Here is a 25,818-nt window from a genome sequence, read left to right as displayed (position 1 = left end):
GCCGGAGGCGACGCTTCGCGTCTTGTCCGGCCTACGAGAATCCAGGTCGGATAAGGCGTTTACGCCGCATCCAACAATCTGTACGTGAACAGGAATAAATCTATGTCGGCCGGATAAGGCGGAGCCGCTCTCCGGCAAAAAGAACCAATAACAATTAAACGCGTGACCCGACGCGGGAAATGTCGGGCCGCTCTCCCAAGTGTCACACTTTCGAGAGGATTCAGGATGGGGCAATCATCGCAACCACATGAGTTAGGCGGCGGGCTGAAATCACGCCACGTCACCATGTTGTCTATTGCCGGTGTTATCGGCGCAAGTCTGTTTGTCGGTTCCAGCGTCGCCATCGCCGAAGCGGGTCCAGCGGTATTACTGGCCTATCTGTTCGCCGGATTACTGGTGGTTATGATTATGCGGATGTTGGCGGAAATGGCGGTTGCCACGCCCGACACGGGTTCGTTTTCCACCTATGCCGATAAAGCTATTGGTCGTTGGGCGGGTTATACCATCGGCTGGCTGTACTGGTGGTTTTGGGTACTGGTTATCCCGCTGGAAGCCAATATCGCAGCCATGATCCTGCACTCGTGGGTTCCAGGTATTCCTATCTGGTTATTTTCCCTCGTCATTACCCTCGCCTTAACCGGCAGTAATTTATTAAGCGTTAAAAACTACGGCGAATTTGAATTCTGGCTGGCGCTTTGCAAAGTCATTGCCATTCTGGCGTTTATATTCCTTGGTGCAGTCGCAATTAGCGGTTTTTACCCTTATGCCGAAGTGAGCGGGATCTCAAGATTGTGGGATAGCGGCGGCTTTATGCCCAATGGCTTCGGTGCGGTATTAAGCGCGATGTTGATCACCATGTTCTCGTTTATGGGCGCAGAAATTGTCACCATTGCCGCCGCGGAATCCGACACGCCGGAAAAACATATTGTCCGCGCCACCAACTCGGTTATCTGGCGTATTTCTATCTTCTATTTGTGCTCTATTTTTGTCGTCGTGGCATTAATACCGTGGAATATGCCGGGGCTGAAAGCCGTTGGATCTTATCGCTCGGTTCTGGAATTGCTCAATATTCCCCATGCGAAATTAATCATGGACTGCGTGATATTACTTTCCGTAACCAGTTGCCTGAACTCGGCGCTGTATACCGCTTCCAGAATGCTCTACTCCTTAAGCCGTCGCGGTGATGCTCCCGCGGTAATGGGTAAAATCAACCGCAGTAAAACCCCGTATGTGGCGGTATTACTCTCCACCGGCGCGGCATTTTTAACGGTGGTGGTGAATTATTACGCGCCTGCGAAAGTGTTTAAATTTCTGATCGACAGCTCCGGCGCTATCGCCCTGCTGGTTTATTTAGTCATCGCCGTTTCACAATTGCGGATGCGCAAAATTCTGCGAGCAGAAGGAAGCGAAATTCGCCTGCGGATGTGGCTTTATCCGTGGCTCACCTGGCTGGTAATCGGCTTTATTACCTTTGTGTTGGTAGTGATGCTATTCCGCCCGGCGCAACAGTTAGAAGTGATCTCCACCGGTTTATTAGCGATAGGGATAATCTGTACCGTGCCGATTATGGCGCGCTGGAAAAAACTGGTATTGTGGCAAAAAACACCCGTTCATAATACGCGCTAATAATGATCAGGAGTCACACCATGACCATTACGTCTCTGGATGGCTATCGCTGGCTGAAGAACGATATTATTCGCGGTAATTTTCAACCGGATGAAAAATTACGGATGAGTTTGCTGACATCGCGTTATGCACTTGGCGTTGGGCCGTTGCGGGAAGCGCTTTCGCAACTGGTAGCAGAACGACTGGTCACGGTGGTGAATCAAAAAGGGTATCGGGTGGCGTCTATGTCAGAGCAGGAGCTGCTCGATATTTTCGACGCCCGCGCCAATATGGAAGCGATGCTGGTCAGTCTGGCGATTGCCCGCGGTGGCGATGAATGGGAGGCAGACGTTCTCGCAAAAGCGCATCTGCTGAGTAAGCTGGAGGCCTGTGACGCCAGTGAGAAAATGCTTGATGAGTGGGATCTGCGTCATCAGGCGTTTCATACTGCAATTGTGGCGGGCTGTGGTTCTCACTATTTGCTGCAAATGCGTGAACGGTTGTTTGATCTGGCGGCGCGCTATCGATTTATCTGGCTGCGGCGAACAGTGCTTTCGGTGGAAATGCTGGAGGATAAACGCGATCAGCACCAGACCCTGACTGCGGCGGTACTGGCGCGAGATACCGCGCGCGCCAGTGAGTTAATGCGCCAGCATTTACTGACGCCAATTCCCATTATCCAGCAGGCAATGGCTGGCAATTAACTACTCTTCAGGAATACGCAACACTTGCCCCGGGTAAATTTTATCCGGGCTTTTTAGCATCGGTTTATTCGCTTCGAAGATTTTATTGTACAGATTGGCGTTACCGTAGACCTGTTTGGAAATGGCACTCAGAGTGTCGCCAGACTTAACGGTATAAAACTGGCTGGCAGTGGCTGGTGTCGCCGTTTTCACCTGATCATCGACACTGGCAATACCGGAAATATTCCCCACCGCAACAAGGATTTTCTCCTTCGCCTCCTGACTTAAGCCGTCACCAGTGACCGTCGCTTTGCCGTCGGCAATTTGAATATTCACTTTATCGGCATCAGGTATACCGGTTTTGTTCAAATGCTCCTGCACCTTCTTCGCCTGATCGTCTTTATCGTGCTGACCTGTAACCGCGTCCCAGAGTTTTTCTCCGGCATCTTTCACAAAATTGAACAGACCCATAGCTACCTCATTCGTTAACGGAAACACTCAGAAAGTGTAGCAGAGGAACGCGGCGCGTTAACGCCGCGGGGGTGAGGACAGGTTTAATCGCGGGTTTGCACCCAGAACGCGTGAATCAAACCGGGGATATACCCAAGCAGTGTCAGCAGAATATTAATAATGAACGCCCAACCGAACCCTTTACCGAGCAGCACGCCGAGCGGCGGCAGAATGATGGTGATGACGATTCTCCAGAAACCCATATTTACTCCCTATAAGAAAATTACTCATTGTTTAAAAAGAGATTTTATCTCTTAAGCGTAGTAATTTTAGCGGAGCCTGCCAGTTTCAGCTTACGCTTTTACTCTCATTTACGCGGCTGATGCTGGCATATGTTGTATTTTTAGTTTAGAGTTTACTTAATTTAGAAAACACTTAAATAACTATGACTGAACTCGCGCAATTACAGGCCAGTGCCGAACAGGCAGCAGCCTTATTGAAAGCAATGAGCCACCCCAAACGGTTGCTGATTCTGTGCATGCTTAGCGGTTCACCCGGCACCAGCGCGGGAGAGCTGACGCGCATTACCGGATTGAGTGCCTCTGCGACATCACAGCATCTCGCTCGTATGCGGGACGAAGGGCTTATCGACAGCCAACGGGATGCCCAACGCATTCTATATTCCATTAAAAATGAGGCGGTAAATGCCATTATCGCCACCCTGAAAAATGTCTATTGTCCGTAAGGAGTCACTATGGCTTTGACAACCATTTCGCCGCATGATGCACAAGAATTAATCGCACGCGGCGCAAAGTTAATCGATATTCGTGATGCTGATGAATATCTTCGTGAACATATTCCTGAAGCAGATTTGGCTCCATTATCCGTGCTCGAACAGTCAGGTCTTCCGGCTAAATTACGTCGCGAGCAAATTATATTCCACTGCCAGGCAGGTAAACGCACCAGTAATAACGCCGATAAATTAGCAGCGATTGCCGCCCCCGCAGAAATCTTTTTACTCGAAGATGGGATTGATGGCTGGAAAAAAGCAGGATTGCCAGTAGCGGTAAATAAATCTCAACCCTTGCCGTTAATGCGCCAGGTGCAGATCGCCGCGGGTGGTTTAATATTAATCGGTGTTGTACTGGGTTATACCGTAAATAGCGGTTTCTTCTTATTAAGCGGCTTTGTTGGTGCCGGGTTACTGTTTGCAGGAATTAGCGGTTTTTGTGGGATGGCAAGGTTGTTAGATAAGATGCCGTGGAACCAACAAGCTTGAGAAGCGACGCCGGACGCGCCATAGCAGCGACATCCGGCCTCAGTAATTAGATCAGGAAATCGTCGAGAGATTTACCTTCTGCCAGCGCCTGAGCGATTGGCTTCGGTGTACGGCCCTGACCGGTCCAGGTTTTAGTTTCACCGTTAACATCGGTGAATTTATATTTTGCCGGACGCGGCTGGCGTTTTTTACCAGCGCGTGGTGCAGCAGCAGAGCTATTACCCAATAACTCTTCCGGGTTAATTCCGTCAGCTTTCATCAGCTCCAGCCAGGTACTAATTTTTTCCTGGCGCTCTGCCAGTTCACGCTGCTGCTGTTCTTCTTCTTCACGTCTTTCTTTAGTGACAACCCTGAATTTTTCGAGCATTTCTTCAAGAACGTCAATGGAGAATTCGCGAGCCATCGCACGGAGAGTGCGAATGTTATTTAAACTTTGTAACATTACGGACATAATAAAGAAAACCTTTTAACGCCAAAACAAAAAAGTATTTCGTCGCGTAGTGTAAGCGATCACTTATTATATTTCCACAAAATTTAATCTATTTACAGTCCTGCACGAGATTATTTCAGCTGTTATTTTCTGAAACTCTCAGAATAATTTCAAGATTATATATTAGCCATTTTGATGAGTAATTTCGGTTATCGATAAACAGACCGGCGCTCGCCGCTCACCACCCCCTCAAGCCCAACAAAACAAAAATGAATAAAAATGCAATCAAACTGAATAGTAAAAAGTATATCTCACTGGTGTTTTCTGCTGGCATTGTGCATTATCTGGCATAAAAAATGCTGAAAATGACCAAATCATTACATTCACCGAATTCTCTACGCTTATGGCGTAACCTCCTCCCAAACCTCCATTAGCGAAAATAAAGTCACATGCATATATATTTGATTTAATTGAAAATTAAGTATATCGGCACGTAAAAATCCACAACGTACAAAAAACGCGCCGCTACGGAATATTTTATCTACAAAAACAGATTAAATAAAAATTTTTCACTAATTGATTAGTCATAGCCAGCGATATACGCTATGCGAAAATGCAGATGACAATGAGATCCACTGCTTTCATCTCTATTAACGTCCCATTACGCTTTTATTAAGGAGCATTAGCATGTTCTCACCGCAGTCACGCTTGCGTCATGCAGTTGCAGATACGTTCGCGATGGTTGTTTACTGTTCTGTCGTGAACATGTGTATTGAAGTTTTCCTCTCCGGAATGAGCTTCGAACAGTCTATTTATTCCAGATTGGTAGCGATTCCGGTGAACATCTTAATTGCATGGCCATACGGTATGTACCGCGATCTGTTTATGCGCGCGGCACGCAAAGTTAGTCCGTCGGGCTGGGTAAAAAATCTGGCGGATATCCTGGCGTATGTGACGTTCCAGTCACCGGTGTATGTGGCGATCTTGTTAGTGGTGGGCGCAGACTGGCATCAGATTATGGCGGCGGTCAGTTCAAACATCGTTGTTTCGATGTTGATGGGGGCGGTTTATGGCTACTTCCTCGATTATTGCCGCCGACTGTTCAAAGTCAGCCGTTACCAGCAGGTAAAAGCCTGACCCTTCTTTTCGCGACTGGCATCGCCAGTCGCGTCTTTAACTGGCTTCGCCAAATAAACCATTCAAATAACGTTCAAGCGCAACACGCGAACTAAAGCCATGTGGGATACCGTAATGCTCATGACGTTCACCCGCTAAATAGAGCGGAAATTGCTGGTAATGGTCGCACGTTTTAATATCGGAAGCGGGTTCAGCCAGTGTTGAACTGCGTTCTTTTAATGTTGGATGAATTACCAGAGCGGTACGTCCCATTCGCGCTTCGCGATTAACATAGACATAATTTTCCCCACGGCGGTAACCATAAGCTTTCTGAGTTACCACATCGACAGTAAAACCGACTTTTTCAAGTACGCGCGCCACCTCGTCTGGTCGTAAATACATATTTGATCCTCGTTATTATCAACCGCGGGCCTACCTTACCTGATTGCGCATTCACAACGCTTTCAGAAAAGTCCATAAAGCCGCGATGAACCTCAGTTAAGAAAATTATGGTCTACACTGAAAATTACATCGAATTCTAATGGGGGATCATATGTTTAACCGACCGAACCGCAACGACGTCGATGATGGCGTGCAGGATATCCAGAATGATGTCAATCAATTGGCTGACAGTCTCGAGTCTGTATTGAAGTCCTGGGGCAGCGACGCCAAAGGGGAAGCCGAAGCCGCTCGTAGTAAAGCGCAGGCTCTACTGAAAGAAACCAGAGCGCGAATGCATGGTCGTACTCGCGTCCAGCAAGCCGCGCGCGATGCCGTTGGCTGCGCGGATTCTTTTGTTCGTGAAAGACCCTGGTGTAGCGTGGGTACAGCAGCTGCGGTAGGTATTTTTATCGGCGCACTGTTAAGCATGCGCAAATCGTAGTGCAACAATGATAATAAATACGCGTCTTTGACCCCGGAACCTGATTTCGGGGTTTTTTAGCTTAAGGCTTTACGTAATTGTTGTGCTACCTGTCGCGCCATACCTTCGTTAACGATATTGGTAAAAGAGAGAAGTAATCCACCTTCCCCACTTGAGCGGATACGCCAGTCGCTAAGTGCCTGCACCGCAAGGCCTGCAGCATTGGCTTTACGCGCATGGGCAATATCATCGCCCATCATTCTGATCACCATCTGGATACCACCTTTCTGCGGCACAACCTGAAATCCCTGCTGCGTCAACGCTTGCTCAATCCATTGCCGACGTTGAGCATAATGCTGACGCATTTTCTTCAGATGCCGCCAGAAATGCCCCTCGCGAAGAAAGTCTGCCAGTGTGTTCTGCCATAGAACAGGTACCGCACATGGAGCCAGTGACGCCTGGTGGCGGAATTGTGCAATTTGCTTCACCGGCACCACCAGCCACGCACAGCGCAATGCAGGAAATAGTGCTTTGCTGAATGTTCCGGCATAAATTACCCGCTGCGGTGCATCGAGACTTTTTAACGCCGGTAACGGCTTACCGTGATAGCGAAACTCACTGTCATAATCATCTTCAATAATCCATGCCTGACTACGCTCTGCCCATTCCAGTATCTGATGCCTGCGCGCTAAAGAGAGCGCCACACCCAGCGGGCTTTGGTGTGCTGGTGTTATCAGGGCAAAACACGCATCAGGATAATTATGTATTCCGCTTGTGATATCCAGTCCGTTGTCATCAACCGGCACAGGCAAAATTTCCACACCGTGGCGAGTGACAATCGGGCGAATCAGTGGAAAGCCGGGATCTTCCATCCACATCCCGTTTCCCGGTTTCGCCAGCGCGTGCAGAATTAAAGCCATTGAGGCCGCATAACCGTGAGTGATAAAGACCTGCTCTGGCTGACAATCAATCCCACGTGAAACGCGTAAGTAATCAACTATTGCCTCACGCAACGCCGCCTCACCGCAGACATCGCCTAACGCCAAATCAAAGCGCGTCTGGGTACGAAGGCGACGCCCCATCACCCGCGCCCACAGCTCTCGCGGAAAGAGATCGAGTGCGGGTAATCCCATTTGAAATGGCAACGGTTGCTGACTTTCACCGGCAAAAGCCACAACTTGTACAGTAGATTGTTGCGGATATATCTGCTCACTGACAAATGTGCCAGCCTGTCCCCGCCTGATCAGCCATCCTTGCGCCACCAGCTCAGCATACGCATTTTCGACAGTGGATCGAGACACCCCCAGTTCCTGCGACCAGGTACGACTTGAAGGTAGCCTTGCGCCGGGTTTCAGTTCCCCTTGCTCAATAGCCGTTTTTAACTGACGGGCGATATCCTGATAGCGCGGCATATGGTCTGCTTTTTTAGGTAATTTATGGCTCTCTTTAGCAGTCCATTATAGTGCTACATTGCGGGCGTTAATAAGAGGAGAAACTGTATGACTACATTACGTCAGCCTTACTACGAACTTAGCCCAACGGTATATAACGCGCTGGTGCAGGCCAAAACGGCGCTGGAAAATAGCACGCTGGAAACTACGCTGATGGAGTTAGTTTATTTGCGCGTCTCGCAAATCAATGGTTGCGCATTTTGTCTGGAGATGCACAGCAAAGCATTACGCAAATCCGGTGTGCCGCAGCATAAGCTGGATGCCCTGGCAGGCTGGCGCGTAAGCCATCATTTTGACGATCGCGAGCGGGCGGCGCTGGCATGGGCGGAATCGGTGACCGATATTGCCCGAACCCATGCGGAGGACGACGTTTATCAGCCTTTGCTTGAGCATTTCAGCGCAGCAGAAATCAGCGACTTAACATTTGCCATCGGGCTGATGAATTGCTTTAACCGCCTGGCCGTTTCCATGCGGATGTAACTTCCTGATGCCGGGCAATCGCCCGGCAAAAAAACACAAAATCCCCTACCCCGTTGAGCCATTCATCGGTGGTGTAATCAATCTAAAATTCCCATATCTTGTATGGTTGAATCTTTTTTCAACTACATCTAGTATCTCTGTATCAACAGAGAGACAACCCGACGCGTATCATCGCGCCGTATCTTCATTTTAAACGGAAATACGAATCATGCGCATTATTATTTACACTCGTAACGATTGCGTTCAGTGCCACGCCACCAAACGGGCGATGGAAAACCGGGGCTTTGATTTTGAAATGATTAATGTCGATCGCGTTCCTGAAGCGGCGGAAGCGTTACGTGCTCAGGGCTTTCGTCAGTTGCCGGTAGTGATTGCAGGCGATCTTAGCTGGTCTGGTTTCCGCCCGGACATGATCAATCGTCTGCATCCAGCGCCACACGCGGCCAGTGCATGAGCCAACTCGTCTACTTTTCCAGCAGCTCCGAAAATACGCAGCGTTTTATCGAACGTTTAGGACTGCCCGCGGTGCGCATCCCGCTCAATGAGCGGGAACGGATTCAGGTAGACGAGCCTTACATCCTGATCGTGCCCTCTTACGGCGGCGGCGGTACGGCTGGCGCGGTGCCACGACAGGTAATTCGCTTTTTAAACGACGAGCACAACCGGGCGTTGCTTCGCGGCGTTATTGCTTCGGGTAATCGCAACTTTGGTGAGGCGTATGGCCGCGCCGGAGATGTGATAGCCCGGAAATGCGGCGTGCCGTGGCTGTACCGCTTTGAACTCATGGGTACGCAAAGCGATATCGAAAACGTTCGTAAAGGAGTAACCGAATTTTGGCAACGACAACCGCAGAACGCCTGACGCAGGAAACGATGGATTACCACGCTCTGAATGCGATGCTTAACCTTTACGATAGCGCAGGTCGCATTCAGTTCGATAAAGATCGCCAGGCCGTTGACGCCTTTATGGCGACGCATGTACGCCCGAACAGTGTGACCTTCAGTAGCCAGCAGCAGCGCCTGAACTGGCTGGTCAACGAAGGTTACTATGATGAAAACGTCCTCAACCGCTACTCTCGCGATTTTGTCATTACACTGTTTGCCCACGCACACGCCAGCGGTTTTCGTTTTCAGACATTCCTCGGAGCATGGAAGTTTTACACCAGCTATACGTTGAAGACATTCGACGGTAAGCGTTATCTGGAAGATTTTGCCGATCGAGTCACGATGGTGGCGCTGACGCTGGCACAAGGCGATGAAACACTGGCGACGCAACTGACCGATGAGATGCTGTCAGGACGCTTTCAGCCTGCAACACCGACATTCCTCAACTGCGGTAAACAGCAGCGTGGCGAACTGGTTTCCTGTTTTTTGCTGCGTATTGAAGACAATATGGAGTCGATTGGCCGGGCAGTAAATTCCGCACTACAACTGTCGAAACGCGGCGGCGGCGTGGCATTTTTGCTGTCGAATCTGCGGGAAGCGGGCGCGCCAATTAAACGTATTGAAAATCAATCTTCTGGCGTGATTCCGGTGATGAAAATGCTGGAGGACGCATTTTCCTATGCCAACCAGCTCGGCGCGCGTCAGGGTGCTGGCGCAGTCTATTTACATGCCCATCATCCCGATATTCTGCGTTTTCTCGATACAAAGCGGGAAAATGCCGACGAGAAAATCCGCATTAAAACACTGTCGCTGGGCGTGGTTATCCCGGATATCACCTTCCATCTGGCAAAAGAGAATGCGCAGATGGCACTGTTTTCGCCCTATGACATTGAGCGTGTTTATGGCAAGCCGTTTGCCGATATCGCCATCAGCGAACACTATGCCGAACTGGTAGCCGATGAACGCATCCGTAAAAAATACATCAACGCCCGTGATTTCTTCCAGCGGCTGGCGGAGATCCAGTTTGAATCCGGCTATCCCTACATCATGTATGAAGACACGGTTAACCGTGCTAACCCTATTGCCGGGCGTATAAATATGAGCAATCTCTGCTCAGAAATTTTACAGGTTAACAGCGCCTCAGAGTATGACGAGAATCTCGACTATGCCCGCACAGGCCATGATATTTCCTGCAATTTAGGTTCGTTGAATATTGCCCACACCATGGATTCCCCCGATTTTGCCCGCACGGTAGAGATCGCCGTACGCGGTTTAACTGCGGTGTCAGATATGAGTCATATTCGCAGCGTGCCGTCCATCGAAGCCGGAAATGCCGCCTCACACGCTATCGGTCTGGGGCAGATGAATTTACACGGTTATCTGGCGCGAGAAGGCATCGCCTATGGTTCGCCGGAAGCACTGGATTTCACCAATCTCTATTTCTACACCATCACCTGGCACGCGCTGCGTACCTCAATGTTGCTGGCGCGCGAACGCGGTGAAACCTTCGCCGGGTTCAAACAGTCACGCTATGCCAATGGTGAATATTTCAGCCAATATCTGCAAGGGAACTGGCAGCCGAAAACGGCGAAAGTTGGCGAGTTGTTTGCTCGCAGCGGTATTACGTTACCTACCCGCGAAATGTGGGCGCAACTGCGCGACGACGTGATGCGCTATGGCATATACAACCAAAATCTCCAGGCGGTGCCGCCAACCGGTTCCATCTCTTATATCAACCATGCCACGTCGAGTATTCATCCGATTGTGGCGAAAGTAGAGATACGCAAAGAGGGCAAAACAGGACGCGTTTACTACCCTGCCCCGTTTATGACTAACGAGAATCTGGCGCTGTATCAGGACGCTTACGAAATCGGCGCAGAAAAGATCATCGACACCTACGCCGAAGCGACTCGCCATGTCGATCAGGGGCTGTCGCTGACACTGTTTTTCCCCGATACCGCCACAACTCGCGATATCAACAAAGCGCAGATTTACGCCTGGCGCAAAGGTATCAAAACGCTCTACTACATCCGCCTGCGTCAGATGGCGCTGGAAGGCACTGAAATTGAAGGCTGCGTCTCCTGTGCACTTTAAGGAATATCTATGAAACTCTCACGTATCAGCGCCATCAACTGGAACAAGATAACAGACGATAAAGATCTGGAGGTGTGGAATCGCCTGACCAGCAATTTCTGGCTACCAGAAAAGGTGCCACTATCGAACGATATTCCCGCCTGGCAGACATTAAGTGTCGTAGAACAACAACTGACGATGCGCGTTTTTACTGGCCTGACGCTGCTCGACACGCTGCAAAATGTTATCGGCGCGCCTTCGCTGATGCCCGATGCACTCACGCCCCATGAAGAGGCGGTATTATCGAATATCAGCTTTATGGAAGCGGTTCATGCCCGCTCTTACAGTTCGATTTTCTCGACGCTGTGCCAGACCAAAGATGTCGATGCCGCCTACGCCTGGAGTGAAGAAAACGCGCCGTTGCAGCGAAAAGCACAGATTATTCAGCAACATTATCGCGGTGATAATCCGCTGAAAAAGAAAATCGCCAGTGTGTTTCTTGAATCATTTTTGTTCTATTCCGGTTTCTGGCTACCGATGTATTTCTCCAGCCGCGGAAAGCTAACTAATACCGCAGACCTGATCCGTCTGATTATCCGCGATGAAGCAGTGCACGGTTATTACATCGGCTATAAATATCAGAAAAACCTTGAAAAGATCTCCATGGCCCAACGTGAAGAGTTGAAGAGTTTCGCCTTCGATTTGCTACTGGAACTTTACGACAACGAGTTGCAATACACCGATGAGCTCTATGCCGAAACCACATGGGCTGACGATGTGAAAGCGTTTCTCTGTTACAACGCCAATAAGGCTTTGATGAATCTGGGCTACGAACCGCTATTTCCCGCAGAAATGGCGGAAGTAAATCCGGCAATCCTCGCCGCGCTTTCGCCGAATGCCGATGAAAATCACGATTTCTTTTCCGGTTCAGGCTCTTCATATGTGATGGGAAAAGCGGTCGAAACAGAAGATGAAGACTGGAATTTCTGAGTGTGTTATTTTCAAAAATATCACCAACCACAGTAGGGAAATAATTCCTGCCAAATAGCTTTTTATCACGCAAATATTTTGTGGTGATCTACACTGATACTCTGTTGCATTATTCGCCTGAAACTACAATATTCAGGCGTTTTTTCGCTATCTATTACAAAAAATATCAACTTTTCTCGATTCGCTCTCAGCCCTTATATCACGGGAAATTCCGGCGATTTGCTCGCATCAATATTCATGCCACAGTTACCCTAAGGGGTTGCCTCAGATTCTCAGTATGTTAGGGTAGAAAAAAGTGACTATTTCCATTGGGTAATATATCGACATAAACAAATAAAGGAATCTTTCTATTGCATGGCAATTAAATTAGAAATTAAAAATCTTTATAAAATATTTGGCGAGCATCCACAGCGAGCGTTCAAATATATCGAACAAGGACTTTCAAAAGAACAAATTCTGGAAAAAACTGGGCTATCGCTTGGCGTAAAAGACGCCAGTCTGGCCATTGAAGAAGGCGAGATATTTGTCATCATGGGATTATCCGGTTCGGGTAAATCCACAATGGTACGCCTTCTCAATCGCCTGATTGAACCCACCCGCGGGCAAGTGCTGATTGATGGTGTGGATATTGCCAAAATATCCGACGCCGAACTCCGTGAGGTGCGCAGAAAAAAGATTGCGATGGTCTTCCAGTCCTTTGCCTTAATGCCGCATATGACCGTGCTGGACAATACTGCATTCGGTATGGCATTGGCCGGAATTAATGCCGAAGAACGCCGGGAAAAAGCCCTTGATGCACTGCGTCAGGTCGGGCTGGAAAATTATGCCCATAGCTACCCGGACGAGCTCTCTGGTGGGATGCGTCAACGCGTCGGATTAGCACGCGCATTAGCAATTAATCCGGATATATTATTAATGGACGAAGCCTTCTCGGCGCTCGATCCATTAATTCGCACCGAGATGCAGGATGAGCTGGTAAAATTACAGGCGAAACATCAGCGCACCATTGTCTTTATTTCCCACGATCTCGATGAAGCTATGCGTATTGGTGACCGAATTGCCATTATGCAAAATGGTGAAGTGGTGCAGGTTGGTACACCGGATGAAATTCTTAATAATCCGGCGAATGATTATGTTCGTACCTTCTTCCGTGGCGTCGATATTAGCCAGGTGTTCAGTGCGAAAGATATTGCCCGTCGTACACCGAACGGCTTAATTCGTAAAACCCCCGGCTTCGGCCCGCGTTCGGCACTGAAATTATTGCAGGATGAAGATCGCGAATATGGCTACGTCATCGAACGTGGTAATAAGTTTGTCGGCGCAGTGTCTATCGATTCGCTTAAAACCGCGTTAACGCAGCAGCAAGGTCTTGATGCGGCGCTGATTGATGCGCCGTTAGCGGTCGATGCGCAAACGCCTCTTAGCGAGTTGCTCTCTCATGTCGGACAAGCGCCCTGTGCGGTGCCCGTGGTCGACGAGGACCAACAGTATGTCGGCATTATTTCGAAAGGAATGCTGCTGCGCGCTTTAGATCGTGAGGGGGTAAATAATGGCTGATCAAAATAATCCGTGGGATACCACGCCAGCGGCGGACAGTGCCGCACAATCCGCAGACGCCTGGGGTACACCGGCGACTGCACCGACTGACGGCGGTGGCGCTGACTGGCTGACCAGTACGCCTGCACCAAACGTCGAGCATTTTAATATTCTCGATCCGTTCCATAAAACGCTGATCCCGCTCGACAGTTGGGTCACTGAAGGGATCGACTGGGTCGTTACCCATTTCCGTCCCGTCTTCCAGGGCGTTCGCGTTCCGGTCGATTACATCCTTAACGGTTTCCAGCAATTGCTGCTGGGTATGCCCGCACCGGTGGCGATTATCGTTTTCGCTCTCATCGCCTGGCAAATTTCCGGTGTCGGAATGGGCGTGGCGACGCTGGTTTCGCTGATTGCCATCGGCGCAATCGGTGCCTGGTCACAGGCAATGGTTACTCTGGCGCTGGTGTTAACCGCCCTGCTGTTCTGTATCGTCATCGGTTTGCCGTTGGGGATCTGGCTGGCGAGAAGTCCACGAGCGGCGAAAATTATTCGTCCACTGCTTGATGCCATGCAGACCACGCCAGCGTTTGTTTATCTGGTGCCAATTGTCATGCTGTTTGGTATCGGCAACGTGCCGGGCGTAGTGGTGACGATCATCTTTGCTCTGCCACCGATTATCCGTCTGACTATTCTTGGTATTAACCAGGTTCCGGCGGATTTAATTGAAGCCTCGCGCTCATTCGGTGCCAGCCCGCGGCAGATGCTGTTCAAAGTTCAGTTACCGCTGGCGATGCCGACCATTATGGCGGGTGTTAACCAGACGCTGATGCTGGCCCTTTCTATGGTGGTCATTGCCTCGATGATTGCCGTCGGTGGGCTGGGTCAGATGGTACTTCGCGGTATCGGTCGTCTGGATATGGGCCTTGCCACCGTTGGCGGCGTCGGGATTGTGATCCTCGCCATTATCCTCGACCGCCTGACGCAGGCCGTTGGGCGCGACTCACGCAGTCGCGGCAACCGTCGCTGGTACACCACTGGCCCTGTCGGTCTGCTGACCCGCCCATTCATTAAGTAACTCTGCACTTGCCCGGTGACGCCGGGCATTTTCACCCTGCCAAAAAAAGGAATAACAATGCGACATAGCGTACTTTTTGCGACAGCGTTTGCCACGCTTATCTCTACACAAACTTTTGCTGCCGATCTGCCGGGCAAAGGTATTACTGTTAATCCAGTTCAGAGCACCATCACTGAAGAAACCTTCCAGACGCTGCTGGTCAGTCGTGCACTGGAGAAATTAGGTTATACCGTCAATAAACCCAGCGAAGTGGATTACAACGTTGGCTACACCTCACTTGCTTCCGGCGATGCAACCTTCACCGCGGTGAACTGGACGCCACTGCATGACAACATGTACGAAGCTGCCGGTGGCGATAAGAAATTTTATCGTGAAGGGGTATTTGTTAACGGTGCGGCACAAGGTTACCTGATCGATAAGAAAACCGCTGACCAGTACAAAATCACCAACATCGCGCAACTGAAAGATCCGAAGATCGCCAAACTGTTCGATACCAACGGCGACGGTAAAGCGGATTTAACCGGTTGTAACCCAGGCTGGGGCTGCGAAGGTGCGATCAACCACCAGCTTGCCGCGTATGACCTGACCAACACCGTGACGCATAATCAGGGGAACTATGCGGCGATGATGGCTGACACCATCAGTCGTTACAAGGAGGGCAAACCGGTGTTTTACTACACCTGGACACCATACTGGGTGAGTAACGAACTGAAGCCGGGCAAAGATGTCGTCTGGTTGCAGGTGCCGTTCTCCGCACTGCCGGGCGATAAAAACGCCGACACTAAACTGCCGAATGGTGCGAATTATGGCTTCCCGGTAAGTACAATGCATATCGTTGCCAACAAAGCCTGGGCTGAGAAAAACCCGGCGGCAGCCAAACTATTTGCCATTATGCAGTTGCCGGTGGCAGACATTAACGCCCAGAACGCCATCATGCATGACGGCAAAGCCTCAGAAGGCGATATCCAGGGCCACGTTGATGGCTGGATCAAAGCCCACCAGCAGCAGTTCGATGGCTGGGTGAATGAGGCGCTGGCAGCGCAGAAGTAATTTTTATTCGGGCGGATAAGGCGCTTTTGCCTCATCCGCCGCTCTGTACACAATGCCTGATGCGACGCGGCCGCGTCTTATCATGCCTGCAAACCACACCGCACATTTCAACAATCTATCTTTCATCCCATATTCATCAACATCCGCCATTATTGATTTCCAGCTTAATCATCACCTGATGAACAAAAATAATGACTAAACCTAATCATGAGCTTAGCCCGGCACTGATCGTGCTGATGTCTATCGCCACCGGTCTGGCGGTAGCCAGTAACTATTACGCCCAGCCATTACTCGACACCATCGCGCGTAACTTTTCCCTTTCCGCCAGTTCGGCGGGCTTTATTGTTACCGCCGCGCAGTTGGGCTATGCCGCAGGTCTGCTGTTTCTTGTTCCCCTCGGTGATATGTTTGAACGCCGCCGCCTGATTGTCTCGATGACCTTACTGGCAGCGGGCGGTATGTTGATTACCGCCAGCAGTCAGTCGCTGGCGATGATGATCCTCGGTACGGCATTAACCGGTTTATTCTCGGTCGTGGCACAAATTCTGGTTCCGCTGGCAGCGACGCTGGCTTCACCGGACAAACGCGGCAAAGTGGTCGGCACCATTATGAGCGGGCTGCTGTTGGGGATCTTGCTGGCACGAACCGTTGCCGGGTTGCTGGCAAACCTCGGCGGCTGGCGCACCGTCTTTTGGGTTGCTTCGGTGTTAATGGCACTGATGGCGCTGGCATTATGGCGTGGTCTGCCACAAATGAAATCAGAAACCCACCTCAACTACCCACAGTTGCTTGGTTCCGTTTTCAGCATGTTTATCAGCGATAAAATTCTGCGCACCCGCGCGTTGCTGGGCTGCCTGACCTTTGCCAATTTCAGCATTCTCTGGACCTCAATGGCCTTTTTGCTCGCCGCTCCGCCTTTTAATTACAGCGATGGCGTCATTGGTCTGTTTGGACTTGCGGGAGCAGCCGGAGCGTTGGGCGCTCGTCCGGCGGGCGGATTTGCCGATAAGGGCAAATCGCACCACACCACAACTTTCGGTCTGCTGCTGCTGTTACTTTCATGGCTGGCGATCTGGTTTGGTCACACTTCCGTACTGGCGCTGATTATCGGCATCCTGGTGCTGGATCTCACCGTGCAGGGCGTGCATATCACTAACCAGACGGTAATTTATCGAATACACCCTGATGCGCGTAATCGCCTGACCGCAGGTTACATGACCAGCTACTTCATTGGCGGTGCCGCCGGTTCGCTAATTTCAGCCTCAGCCTGGCAACATGGCGGTTGGGCTGGCGTTTGTCTGGCTGGCGCGACGATTGCCCTGGTTAACTTACTGGTCTGGTGGCGAGGTTTTCATCGTCAGGAAGCCGCAATTTAAGCAATCAGCAACCGTTTTCGTGGCTTTACACTTATAAGGGTGTTAAGAAGCCCATCAGTCTGATAAGGTTAAGATATTCATTCAGTCTATTTATAATATTAACAATCGTTAAGCGTACACTCTATGGAAAGCCCTACTCCACAGCCTGCTCCTGGTTCGGCGACCTTCATGGAAGGATGCAAAGACAGTTTACCGATTGTTATTAGTTATATTCCGGTGGCCTTTGCGTTCGGTCTGAATGCGACCCGTCTGGGATTCTCTCCTCTCGAAAGCGTTTTTTTCTCCTGCATCATTTATGCAGGCGCGAGCCAGTTCGTCATTACCGCGATGCTGGCAGCCGGGAGTAGTTTGTGGGTTGCTGCACTGACCGTCATGGCAATGGATGTTCGCCATGTTTTGTATGGCCCGTCACTGCGTAGCCGTATTATTCAGCGTCTGCAAAAATCGAAAACCGCCCTGTGGGCGTTTGGCCTGACGGATGAGGTTTTTGCCGCCGCAACCGCAAAACTGGTACGCAATAATCGCCGCTGGAGCGAGAACTGGATGATCGGCATTGCCTTCAGTTCATGGTCATCGTGGGTATTTGGTACGGTAATAGGGGCATTCTCCGGCAGCGGCTTGCTGCAAGGATATCCCGCCGTTGAAGCAGCATTAGGTTTTATGCTTCCGGCACTCTTTATGAGTTTCCTGCTCGCCTCTTTCCAGCGCAAACAATCTCTTTGCGTTACCGCAGCGTTAGTTGGTGCCCTTGCAGGCGTAACGCTATTTTCTATTCCCGTCGCCATTCTGGCAGGCATTGTCTGTGGCTGCCTCACTGCGTTAATCCAGACATTCTGGCAAGGAGCGCCCGATGAGCTATGAGGTTCTGCTGCTTGGGTTACTGGTTGGCGCGGCGAATTATTGCTTCCGCTATTTGCCGCTGCGCCTGCGTGTGGGTAATGCCCGCCCAACCAAACGTGGCGCGGTAGGTATTTTGCTCGACACCATTGGCATCGCCTCGATATGCGCTCTGCTGGTTGTCTCTACCGCACCAGAAGTGATGCACGATACACGCCGTTTCGTGCCCACTCTGGTCGGCTTCGCGGTACTGGGTGCCAGTTTCTATAAAACACGCAGCATTATCATCCCAACACTGCTTAGTGCGCTGGCCTATGGGCTCGCCTGGAAAGTGATGGCGATTATATAACCCACAAGAATCATTTTTCTAAAACAATACATTTACTTTATTTGTCACTGTCGTTACTATATCGGCTGAAATTAATGAGGTCATACCCAAATGGATAGTTCGTTTACGCCCATTGAACAAATGCTAAAATTTCGCGCCAGCCGCCACGAAGATTTTCCTTATCAGGAGATCCTTCTGACCCGTCTTTGCATGCATATGCAAAGCAAGCTGCTGGAGAACCGCAATAAAATGCTGAAGGCTCAGGGGATTAACGAGACGTTGTTTATGGCGTTGATTACGCTGGAGTCTCAGGAAAACCACAGTATTCAGCCTTCTGAATTGAGTTGTGCTCTTGGATCATCCCGTACCAACGCGACGCGTATTGCCGATGAACTGGAAAAACGGGGTTGGATCGAACGTCGTGAAAGCGATAACGATCGTCGTTGCCTGCATCTGCAATTAACGGAAAAAGGTCACGAGTTTTTGCGCGAGGTTTTACCACCGCAGCATAATTGCCTGCATCAACTCTGGTCCGCGCTCAGCACAACAGAAAAAGATCAGCTCGAGCAAATCACCCGCAAATTGCTCTCCCGTCTCGACCAGATGGAACAAGACGGTGTGGTTCTCGAAGCGATGAGCTAACGCGTCATCTCGCTCAAAAATCCAGATTTATAAAAGAAAAAATGACTGGCCAGCATCGCAACATGCTGGCCTTTTTGGCAAGCAGGTCGGCTCAGCCGATGAGTTAAGAAGATCGTGGAGAACAATATGAGCGCAAATGCGGAGACTCAAACCCCGCAGCAACCGGTAAAGAAGAGCGGCAAACGTAAGCGTCTGCTCCTCCTTCTCACCTTGCTCTTTATAATTATTGCCGTAGCGATAGGGATTTATTGGTTTTTGGTACTGCGTCATTTCGAAGAAACCGATGACGCATATGTGGCAGGGAATCAGATTCAAATTATGTCTCAGGTGTCTGGCAGCGTGACGAAAGTCTGGGCCGATAACACCGATTTTGTAAAAGAAGGCGATGTGCTGGTCACTCTCGACCCGACAGATGCTCGCCAGGCGTTTGAAAAAGCCAAAACGGCACTGGCTTCCAGCGTGCGCCAAACCCACCAGCTGATGATTAACAGCAAACAGTTGCAGGCGAATATTGAGGTGCAGAAAATCGCCCTCGCGAAAGCACAAAGCGACTACAACCGTCGTGTGCCGCTGGGCAATGCCAACCTGATTGGTCGCGAAGAGCTGCAACATGCCCGCGACGCGGTGACCAGTGCCCAGGCGCAATTGGATGTCGCCATTCAACAATACAATGCCAATCAGGCGATGATTCTGGGGACTAAACTGGAAGATCAGCCTGCCGTGCAACAGGCTGCCACCGAAGTACGTAACGCCTGGCTGGCGCTGGAGCGTACCCGTATTGTCAGTCCGATGACCGGTTATGTCTCCCGCCGCGCAGTACAGCCTGGCGCGCAAATTAGCCCAACGACGCCGCTGATGGCGGTCGTTCCAGCCACCAATATGTGGGTGGATGCCAACTTTAAAGAAACGCAGATTGCCAATATGCGTATCGGTCAGCCGGTCACCATCACCACCGATATTTACGGCGATGATGTGAAATACACCGGTAAAGTAGTTGGTCTGGATATGGGCACAGGTAGCGCGTTCTCACTGCTTCCGGCGCAAAACGCCACCGGTAACTGGATCAAAGTCGTTCAGCGTCTGCCTGTTCGTATTGAACTGGACCAGAAACAGCTGGAGCAATATCCGCTGCGTATCGGTTTATCCACGCTGGTGAGCGTCAATACCACTAACCGTGACGGTCAGGTACTGGCAAATAAAGTACGTTCCACACCGGTCGCGGTAAGCACCGCGCGTGAAATCAGCCTGGCACCTGTCAATAAACTGATCGACGATATCGTAAAAGCTAACGCTGGCTAATCCAGAGGTGCGTGTGATGCAACAGCAAAAACCGCTGGAAGGCGCGCAACTGGTCATTATGACGATTGCGCTGTCACTAGCGACATTCATGCAGGTGCTGGACTCCACCATTGCTAACGTGGCGATCCCCACTATCGCCGGGAATCTGGGCTCATCGCTCAGCCAGGGAACGTGGGTAATCACTTCTTTCGGGGTGGCGAATGCCATCTCGATCCCGCTTACCGGCTGGCTGGCAAAGCGCGTTGGGGAAGTGAAGCTGTTCCTCTGGTCGACCATCGCCTTTGCTATTGCGTCGTGGGCGTGTGGTGTCTCCAGCAGCCTGAATATGCTGATCTTCTTCCGCGTGATTCAGGGAATTGTCGCCGGGCCGTTGATCCCGCTTTCGCAAAGTCTGTTACTGAATAACTACCCACCTGCCAAACGTTCTATCGCGCTGGCCTTGTGGTCGATGACGGTGATTGTCGCGCCTATCTGCGGGCCAATCCTCGGCGGCTATATCAGTGATAATTATCATTGGGGCTGGATATTCTTCATCAACGTACCAATTGGTGTAGCGGTGGTGTTGATGACATTGCAGACGCTGCGCGGACGCGAAACCCGTACCGAGCGTCGGCGGATTGATGCCGTGGGACTGGCGCTGCTGGTAATTGGTATCGGCAGCCTGCAGATTATGCTCGACCGGGGCAAAGAGCTGGACTGGTTCTCGTCACAGGAAATTATCATTCTCACCGTGGTAGCAGTGGTGGCTATTTGCTTCCTGATTGTCTGGGAGCTAACCGACGATAACCCGATAGTCGATCTCTCGCTGTTTAAGTCGCGAAATTTCACCATTGGCTGCTTATGTATCAGCCTCGCGTATATGCTCTACTTCGGTGCCATTGTTCTGCTGCCGCAGCTGTTGCAGGAAGTCTACGGCTACACGGCTACATGGGCGGGGCTGGCCTCTGCGCCGGTAGGGATTATTCCGGTGATCCTGTCGCCGATTATCGGCCGCTTCGCGCATAAACTGGATATGCGGCGACTGGTAACCTTCAGCTTTATCATGTATGCCGTCTGCTTCTACTGGCGTGCTTATACCTTTGAACCGGGTATGGATTTTGGCGCGTCGGCCTGGCCGCAGTTTATCCAGGGCTTCGCGGTGGCCTGCTTCTTTATGCCGCTGACCACCATTACGCTGTCCGGTTTGCCACCGGAACGACTGGCGGCGGCATCGAGTCTCTCCAACTTTACGCGAACGCTGGCGGGATCTATCGGCACGTCCATTACGACGACTATGTGGACCAACCGCGAGTCGATGCACCACGCACAGTTAACCGAGTCGGTAAACCCGTTTAACCCGAACGCTCAGGCGATGTACAGCCAACTTGAAGGGCTGGGGATGACGCAACAACAGGCATCAGGCTGGATTGCCCAGCAGATCACTAATCAGGGGCTGATTATTTCCGCCAATGAGATCTTCTGGATGTCAGCCGGGATATTCCTCGTCCTGCTGGGGCTGGTGTGGTTTGCTAAACCGCCATTTGGCGCAGGTGGCGGCGGAGGCGGTGCGCACTAAGTACAACTAAGCCAGTTCATTTGAACTGGCTTTTTTCAATTAATTGTGAAGATAGTTTACTGACTAGATGTGCAATTCCTGCAACTTCTCTTTCGGCAGCGCCAACTCTTCGTTGCTGTTGATGCGTACGTCACGTTCCAGGATATTACGCGCAATATCCTGCGCTTCCTGCAACGAATGCATCTGATAAGTACCACACTGGTAGACGTTCAGTTCCGGGATCTGATTCTGATCCTGCACTTTCAGCACGTCTTCCATTGCCGCTTTCCAGGCATCAGCAACACGCTGCTCATCTGGCGTACCAATCAGACTCATATAAAAACCGGTGCGGCAGCCCATTGGCGAGATATCGATAATCTCAACGCCATTACCGTTCAGATGGTTACGCATAAAACCAGCAAACAGATGCTCCAGGGTATGGATCCCTCTTTCTGGCATCACTTCTTTGTTCGGCACGCAGAAGCGCAGATCGAACACGGTGATTGCGTCGCCATGCGGGGTGTTCATTGTTTTCGCCACCCGAACTGCAGGCGCTTCCATCCGGGTATGATCGACTGTGAAGCTATCTAACAACGGCATTTAGCCACCTCCGGTAATTTTTTTAAAAATTTTCTGAACTCTTTCTTCCCAGGCGAGTCTGAGTATATGAAAGACGCGCATTTGTTATCATCATCCCTGAATTCAGAGATGAAATTTTGGCCACTCACGAGTGGCCTTTTTCTTTTCTGTCAGGCGTGTTTTTCCAGCCACACCGCAAACGGTTCGGTATCAGCGGCTTCCATTTCCTGCTGACGGCGTACAGACGCCTCGCACTCGGCTACAAAATCCTCTTCACGCAGAATTTCCAGCGGCTCTTCACGCAGCAGATTACGGTACGCTTCAGCAAACGCTTTACCTGTTCCGCCAATACCATTATCAATCATAGACCTTAAGATACGGGCAGAGAAAGTCAGATCGGGATTATCGAAGCAGGCGACCAGTTCATCACACACTTTCTGGTACGCTTCGCCGCCGTTAATGCTATCCAGCGTTTGCGCCACGCGTTTCAGATCGCGGAACAAATCTTTCCCCACCTGCGGCAACGGGAACTGCGCGGTTTCGCAGCCGATACCCAGCGTCAGGCCCGGTTTGCGACCTTCGAGGATCACCCGGTTCCAGTTAACGCGTGTACAGGCAAGCTCGCTACTGCTCATTTCCGGTGCATCAGCCAGCGCACACCAGACCATAAACAGGTCGAGGAATCGCACCTGTTGTTCATCTACACCAATCGGCGAGAACGGGTTGATGTCCAGCGAACGCACTTCAATATATTCAATGCCGCCACGTAACAGTGCATCAGAAGGCGACTCGCCGCTGCGGGTAACGCGTTTTGGACGAATCGGCGCGTACAGTTCGTTTTCAATCTGCAGCACATTGCTGTTGATTTGCAACCGCTTACCGTCTTTCTCAATACCAATCTTTGCGTACTCTTCCGATGGCGTTTTGATTGCCTGTTTAAGGCCCGCTACGTACTCGTAGAGATCGTTAAAGGTGATACCAAGATTGCTTTGCGATTTGTTGGTATAGCCAAGATCGCTCAAACGAAGAGAGGTCGCATACGGCAGGTAATACATACCGCACTCAGTTTTCTCAAACGGCAGCGACGTTGGTTTTCCTTGCAAGAAAGAAGAACAAATCGCCGGAGACGCGCCAAACAGATAAGGAATGACCCAACCGAAACGATAGTAATTGCGAATAACGCGGAAATAGCCCGCAGAAATTTTCTCTTTGGCATCAGCGCCCGAGATATCGCCGCACTTCGCTTGCCAGAATGCCATGGGCAAAGAGAAATTGTAGTGCACGCCGGAAATGGTTTGCATCAGCGCGCCGTAGCGATTTTTCAGCCCTTCACGGTACAGCGTTTTAAAGCGTCCGGTGTTAGAAGTGCCGTACTGTGCCAGTTCGATGTCCTGACCTTCTGCGATATAGCATGGCATACTTAACGGCCACATCCGCTCATCGCCCATATTGCGCGCCGTATAGCGATGCAGATCGCGCATAAAGGTCAGCATATGTTCAATATCACCATCCACTGGTGTAATAAATTCCAGCAATGCTTCCGCAAAATCGGTAGTAATCCATTTATGCGTCAGTGCGGAACCTAATGCTTCAGGATGACCTGTTGTTGCCAGTGTGCCATCAGCATTAACACGCAAAGTTTCGCGCTCCAGCCCACGCTGTATCCCCTTTAACGCCTGAGGATGTTTTTCCAGCCAGGCCAGCGCCTGTGATACGTCCGGGATCAAATTGACCTCCCGCCTGTCAAAATCGTTTTAATTAGCATAACTGTAATGGTGACCATGTGTGCAGGCCTACAATTAGTGCCACCACATCATGCCCTGAACGGTCGCTGCTGCAACTGCAACATAGCGTAACGCTTTACCAAGGCACAAAAAAAAGATTACTGGCCCCCAGGAGATGCGCATCCATCCCGCTAACAGACACAGTAAATCGCCAACCACGGGCATCCAGCTTAATAATAGCGTGACTGCACCATAGCGTTTCAGCCAGCCGGTAGCTTTCTCTTGCCAGCGCGATGTTTTACGCAATGGAAAGAAACGCCCAAGGATAACGTTAGTTAACCCTCCAAGGCTATTACCCATTGTTGCTGTTAAAACTAAAACCCAGGGATGACTTACCCCGGAAAGCAACATTGCAACCAGCACGACTTCGGAATTACCGGGTAATAGTGTAGCGCTGAGGAAACTACTGGCAAACAACGAGAAAAGCGATAAAGCTTCACTCACAGCAAGCGAACATCCACAGCGTCCATGCCTGCAGCACGGGCCGCCTGAATACCGAAATCGGCATCTTCAAAGACCACACACTGCGTTGGTTGCACGCCCATACGCTGCGCGCACAACAAAAATGTGTCTGGCGCAGGTTTATGATGTTTGACGTGATCGGCAGCAACGACGGCGTCAAAATAACGGCGTAATCCCAGGTGCGTTAGCAGTGCCTCAGCGATGGCGCTTTCACTCCCTGTTCCTACAGCCATTGGTCGACGTCCGTGCCAGCTTTTCACCACTTCAACAAGGGGGAGTGGTTCGACGCTATCGAGTAACATGCTTCTGACTGCTTCTGTTTTTTCACGCGCCAGCGCATGCGGGTCGAGATCGGCCTGATTCAGTTCAATAATCGCCTGAGCAATGCGCCACGTGGGCGAGCCATTAAGCGCAATCATCGCCTGAACATCGTACTGAAGACCGTAGTGCCCTAATACTTCGCGCCACGCTTTACGGTGCGTAGGCTCCGTATCCAGGATTGTGCCATCCATATCAAAAATTAAACCTGCATAACGCTCGTACATGGTCTTCTCGCAAGTCGAAAAATATGACGCTACTTTAGCGTAATTGCTTGATTTTGTCGCTGATGGCGAAGGAGAAGAATATTCAGGAAATGGATAAAATAGTTATTTAGAAATGAAATATTTTTGAAGGGGATTTTTTGCAGAAGATGGTGCCTGCGGTTAGTACCGCTACCTCTTCGATACGTTCATTGCTGAAGGTTACGGAGAATATGGTGCATCCGGGAGGATTCGAACCTCCGACCGCTCGGTTCGTAGCCGAGTACTCTATCCAGCTGAGCTACGGATGCATCGGGAGAACTTATTTTACTGCTGATATTGATACCGCTACTAAAGCCATATCAAATAAGAAAATCCATCTTAACCATCATCACTGATGATTACGGAGAATATGGTGCATCCGGGAGGATTCGAACCTCCGACCGCTCGGTTCGTAGCCGAGTACTCTATCCAGCTGAGCTACGGATG

Annotated in this window: 30 protein-coding genes and 1 tRNA gene; 20 read left to right on the top strand and 11 right to left on the bottom strand. The window is 50.6% G+C overall.

The window, feature by feature from the left end; translation table 11 throughout:
• Positions 1–225 precede the first annotated feature (225 nt).
• Positions 226–1,626, top strand: a complete 1,401-nt coding sequence (gene gabP / locus ATB02_RS22780) for a GABA permease (protein WP_001295173.1) — start codon at positions 226–228, stop codon at positions 1,624–1,626.
• A 20-nt stretch (positions 1,627–1,646) separates the two neighbouring features.
• Positions 1,647–2,309: a DNA-binding transcriptional regulator CsiR gene (gene csiR, locus ATB02_RS22775; RefSeq protein WP_000156814.1), complete on the top strand. Its 663-nt coding sequence runs from the start codon at positions 1,647–1,649 to the stop codon at positions 2,307–2,309.
• On the opposite strand, the gene kbp is transcribed toward csiR, so the two are convergent.
• Together kbp and ATB02_RS22765 are read right to left on the bottom strand one after the other, a co-directional pair.
• On the bottom strand, positions 2,310–2,759 hold the full coding sequence (gene kbp, locus ATB02_RS22770) for a potassium binding protein Kbp (RefSeq protein WP_000522415.1): 450 nt from the start codon (positions 2,757–2,759) through the stop codon (positions 2,310–2,312).
• An 83-nt stretch (positions 2,760–2,842) separates the two neighbouring features.
• Positions 2,843–3,001 carry a YqaE/Pmp3 family membrane protein gene (locus ATB02_RS22765; RefSeq protein ID WP_000508177.1) on the bottom strand — a complete coding sequence of 53 codons (159 nt, stop codon included), beginning with the start codon at positions 2,999–3,001 and terminating at the stop codon, positions 2,843–2,845.
• 182 nt (positions 3,002–3,183) lie between these two features.
• Here ATB02_RS22765 and ATB02_RS22760 point away from each other — a divergent pair, with 182 nt between their 5' ends.
• Positions 3,184–3,483 carry an ArsR/SmtB family transcription factor gene (locus ATB02_RS22760; RefSeq protein ID WP_000137280.1) on the top strand — a complete coding sequence of 100 codons (300 nt, stop codon included), beginning with the start codon at positions 3,184–3,186 and terminating at the stop codon, positions 3,481–3,483.
• 9 nt (positions 3,484–3,492) lie between these two features.
• Positions 3,493–4,017: a thiosulfate sulfurtransferase YgaP gene (ygaP, locus tag ATB02_RS22755; protein WP_001229453.1), complete on the top strand. Its 525-nt coding sequence runs from the start codon at positions 3,493–3,495 to the stop codon at positions 4,015–4,017.
• Between the two features lie 46 nt (positions 4,018–4,063).
• Here ygaP and stpA read toward each other — a convergent pair whose 3' ends face one another.
• Positions 4,064–4,468: a DNA-binding protein StpA gene (gene stpA / locus ATB02_RS22750; RefSeq protein WP_000115383.1), complete on the bottom strand. Its 405-nt coding sequence runs from the start codon at positions 4,466–4,468 to the stop codon at positions 4,064–4,066.
• A 666-nt stretch (positions 4,469–5,134) separates the two neighbouring features.
• On the opposite strand from stpA, the gene alaE reads away from it, so the two are divergent.
• The gene (alaE, locus tag ATB02_RS22745) at positions 5,135–5,584 is read left to right on the top strand and encodes an L-alanine exporter AlaE (RefSeq protein WP_000492659.1); all 450 of its coding nucleotides are present in this window, start codon (positions 5,135–5,137) and stop codon (positions 5,582–5,584) included.
• A gap of 36 nt (positions 5,585–5,620) precedes the next feature.
• On the opposite strand, the gene ATB02_RS22740 is transcribed toward alaE, so the two are convergent.
• On the bottom strand, positions 5,621–5,965 hold the full coding sequence (locus ATB02_RS22740) for a DUF2002 family protein (RefSeq protein ID WP_000281320.1): 345 nt from the start codon (positions 5,963–5,965) through the stop codon (positions 5,621–5,623).
• A 151-nt stretch (positions 5,966–6,116) separates the two neighbouring features.
• Between ATB02_RS22740 and ATB02_RS22735 the strand changes: the two genes are divergently transcribed.
• The gene (locus ATB02_RS22735) at positions 6,117–6,446 is read left to right on the top strand and encodes a DUF883 domain-containing protein (RefSeq protein ID WP_001295174.1); all 330 of its coding nucleotides are present in this window, start codon (positions 6,117–6,119) and stop codon (positions 6,444–6,446) included.
• A gap of 56 nt (positions 6,447–6,502) precedes the next feature.
• Here ATB02_RS22735 and pdxR read toward each other — a convergent pair whose 3' ends face one another.
• Positions 6,503–7,837, bottom strand: a complete 1,335-nt coding sequence (gene pdxR, locus ATB02_RS22730) for a MocR-like pyridoxine biosynthesis transcription factor PdxR (RefSeq protein ID WP_105272287.1) — start codon at positions 7,835–7,837, stop codon at positions 6,503–6,505.
• A gap of 87 nt (positions 7,838–7,924) precedes the next feature.
• Here pdxR and ATB02_RS22725 point away from each other — a divergent pair, with 87 nt between their 5' ends.
• The 8 genes from ATB02_RS22725 to proX all read left to right on the top strand — a co-directional run bounded on the left by ATB02_RS22725 (position 7,925) and on the right by proX (position 15,967).
• Positions 7,925–8,356, top strand: coding sequence for a carboxymuconolactone decarboxylase family protein (locus ATB02_RS22725; protein ID WP_000209820.1), 432 nt, complete (start codon positions 7,925–7,927; stop codon positions 8,354–8,356).
• 208 nt (positions 8,357–8,564) lie between these two features.
• Positions 8,565–8,810: a glutaredoxin-like protein NrdH gene (gene nrdH, locus ATB02_RS22715; RefSeq protein ID WP_001220162.1), complete on the top strand. Its 246-nt coding sequence runs from the start codon at positions 8,565–8,567 to the stop codon at positions 8,808–8,810.
• A complete protein-coding gene (gene nrdI / locus ATB02_RS22710; RefSeq protein ID WP_000080947.1) occupies positions 8,807–9,217 on the top strand; it encodes a class Ib ribonucleoside-diphosphate reductase assembly flavoprotein NrdI in 411 nt (136 codons plus the stop codon). Before nrdH ends, nrdI begins: the two co-directional genes overlap by 4 nt.
• Positions 9,190–11,334: a class 1b ribonucleoside-diphosphate reductase subunit alpha gene (nrdE, locus tag ATB02_RS22705; RefSeq protein WP_105272286.1), complete on the top strand. Its 2,145-nt coding sequence runs from the start codon at positions 9,190–9,192 to the stop codon at positions 11,332–11,334. Before nrdI ends, nrdE begins: the two co-directional genes overlap by 28 nt.
• 9 nt (positions 11,335–11,343) lie before the next feature.
• Positions 11,344–12,303, top strand: a complete 960-nt coding sequence (gene nrdF / locus ATB02_RS22700) for a class 1b ribonucleoside-diphosphate reductase subunit beta (RefSeq protein WP_105272285.1) — start codon at positions 11,344–11,346, stop codon at positions 12,301–12,303.
• 354 nt (positions 12,304–12,657) lie between these two features.
• A complete protein-coding gene (gene proV / locus ATB02_RS22690) occupies positions 12,658–13,860 on the top strand; it encodes a glycine betaine/L-proline ABC transporter ATP-binding protein ProV (protein ID WP_105272284.1) in 1,203 nt (400 codons plus the stop codon).
• Positions 13,853–14,917: a glycine betaine/L-proline ABC transporter permease ProW gene (gene proW, locus ATB02_RS22685; protein ID WP_000774978.1), complete on the top strand. Its 1,065-nt coding sequence runs from the start codon at positions 13,853–13,855 to the stop codon at positions 14,915–14,917. Before proV ends, proW begins: the two co-directional genes overlap by 8 nt.
• Before the next feature lie 57 nt (positions 14,918–14,974).
• Positions 14,975–15,967: a glycine betaine/L-proline ABC transporter substrate-binding protein ProX gene (gene proX / locus ATB02_RS22680; protein WP_001216518.1), complete on the top strand. Its 993-nt coding sequence runs from the start codon at positions 14,975–14,977 to the stop codon at positions 15,965–15,967.
• Positions 15,968–15,970: 3 nt separating this feature from the next.
• Here proX and ATB02_RS26375 read toward each other — a convergent pair whose 3' ends face one another.
• Positions 15,971–16,117 carry a hypothetical protein gene (locus ATB02_RS26375; protein ID WP_157945217.1) on the bottom strand — a complete coding sequence of 49 codons (147 nt, stop codon included), beginning with the start codon at positions 16,115–16,117 and terminating at the stop codon, positions 15,971–15,973.
• 41 nt (positions 16,118–16,158) lie between these two features.
• Between ATB02_RS26375 and ATB02_RS22675 the strand changes: the two genes are divergently transcribed.
• From ATB02_RS22675 to emrB, 6 genes are all read left to right on the top strand, one after another.
• Positions 16,159–17,343 (top strand): MFS transporter, encoded by a 1,185-nt coding sequence (locus ATB02_RS22675; RefSeq protein WP_105272283.1) that lies wholly within the window; start codon positions 16,159–16,161, stop codon positions 17,341–17,343.
• A gap of 123 nt (positions 17,344–17,466) precedes the next feature.
• Positions 17,467–18,204 carry an L-valine exporter subunit YgaZ gene (ygaZ, locus tag ATB02_RS22670; protein WP_105272282.1) on the top strand — a complete coding sequence of 246 codons (738 nt, stop codon included), beginning with the start codon at positions 17,467–17,469 and terminating at the stop codon, positions 18,202–18,204.
• On the top strand, positions 18,194–18,529 hold the full coding sequence (gene ygaH / locus ATB02_RS22665; protein ID WP_000119749.1) for an L-valine transporter subunit YgaH: 336 nt from the start codon (positions 18,194–18,196) through the stop codon (positions 18,527–18,529). The genes ygaZ and ygaH overlap by 11 nt, the downstream gene beginning before the upstream one ends.
• A 90-nt stretch (positions 18,530–18,619) precedes the next feature.
• Positions 18,620–19,150 (top strand): multidrug efflux transporter EmrAB transcriptional repressor EmrR, encoded by a 531-nt coding sequence (gene emrR / locus ATB02_RS22660; RefSeq protein WP_000378442.1) that lies wholly within the window; start codon positions 18,620–18,622, stop codon positions 19,148–19,150.
• A gap of 126 nt (positions 19,151–19,276) precedes the next feature.
• The gene (gene emrA / locus ATB02_RS22655; protein ID WP_001295175.1) at positions 19,277–20,449 is read left to right on the top strand and encodes a multidrug efflux MFS transporter periplasmic adaptor subunit EmrA; all 1,173 of its coding nucleotides are present in this window, start codon (positions 19,277–19,279) and stop codon (positions 20,447–20,449) included.
• A 16-nt stretch (positions 20,450–20,465) separates the two neighbouring features.
• Positions 20,466–22,004 carry a multidrug efflux MFS transporter permease subunit EmrB gene (emrB, locus tag ATB02_RS22650; protein ID WP_001295176.1) on the top strand — a complete coding sequence of 513 codons (1,539 nt, stop codon included), beginning with the start codon at positions 20,466–20,468 and terminating at the stop codon, positions 22,002–22,004.
• Between the two features lie 63 nt (positions 22,005–22,067).
• Here emrB and luxS read toward each other — a convergent pair whose 3' ends face one another.
• The 5 genes from luxS to ATB02_RS22625 all read right to left on the bottom strand — a co-directional run bounded on the left by luxS (position 22,068) and on the right by ATB02_RS22625 (position 25,640).
• Positions 22,068–22,583 carry an S-ribosylhomocysteine lyase gene (gene luxS, locus ATB02_RS22645; RefSeq protein ID WP_001130208.1) on the bottom strand — a complete coding sequence of 172 codons (516 nt, stop codon included), beginning with the start codon at positions 22,581–22,583 and terminating at the stop codon, positions 22,068–22,070.
• 149 nt (positions 22,584–22,732) lie between these two features.
• Entirely contained in the window at positions 22,733–24,289 is a 1,557-nt protein-coding gene (gene gshA / locus ATB02_RS22640) for a glutamate--cysteine ligase (protein WP_105272281.1), read from the bottom strand.
• Positions 24,290–24,361: 72 nt separating this feature from the next.
• Positions 24,362–24,790, bottom strand: coding sequence for a YqaA family protein (locus ATB02_RS22635; protein ID WP_001287462.1), 429 nt, complete (start codon positions 24,788–24,790; stop codon positions 24,362–24,364).
• On the bottom strand, positions 24,787–25,353 hold the full coding sequence (gene yqaB / locus ATB02_RS22630; protein ID WP_032184973.1) for a fructose-1-phosphate/6-phosphogluconate phosphatase: 567 nt from the start codon (positions 25,351–25,353) through the stop codon (positions 24,787–24,789). The genes ATB02_RS22635 and yqaB overlap by 4 nt, the downstream gene beginning before the upstream one ends.
• Before the next feature lie 210 nt (positions 25,354–25,563).
• Positions 25,564–25,640: transfer RNA gene (locus tag ATB02_RS22625), tRNA-Arg, on the bottom strand.
• Positions 25,641–25,818: the final 178 nt, after the last annotated feature.

The organism is Escherichia sp. MOD1-EC5189 (assembly GCF_002966045.1).
Taxonomy (GTDB): domain Bacteria; phylum Pseudomonadota; class Gammaproteobacteria; order Enterobacterales; family Enterobacteriaceae; genus Escherichia; species Escherichia coli_F.
Note: the sequence above shows the minus strand (reverse complement) of the source record. Positions and strands in the feature narration are given on the sequence as shown.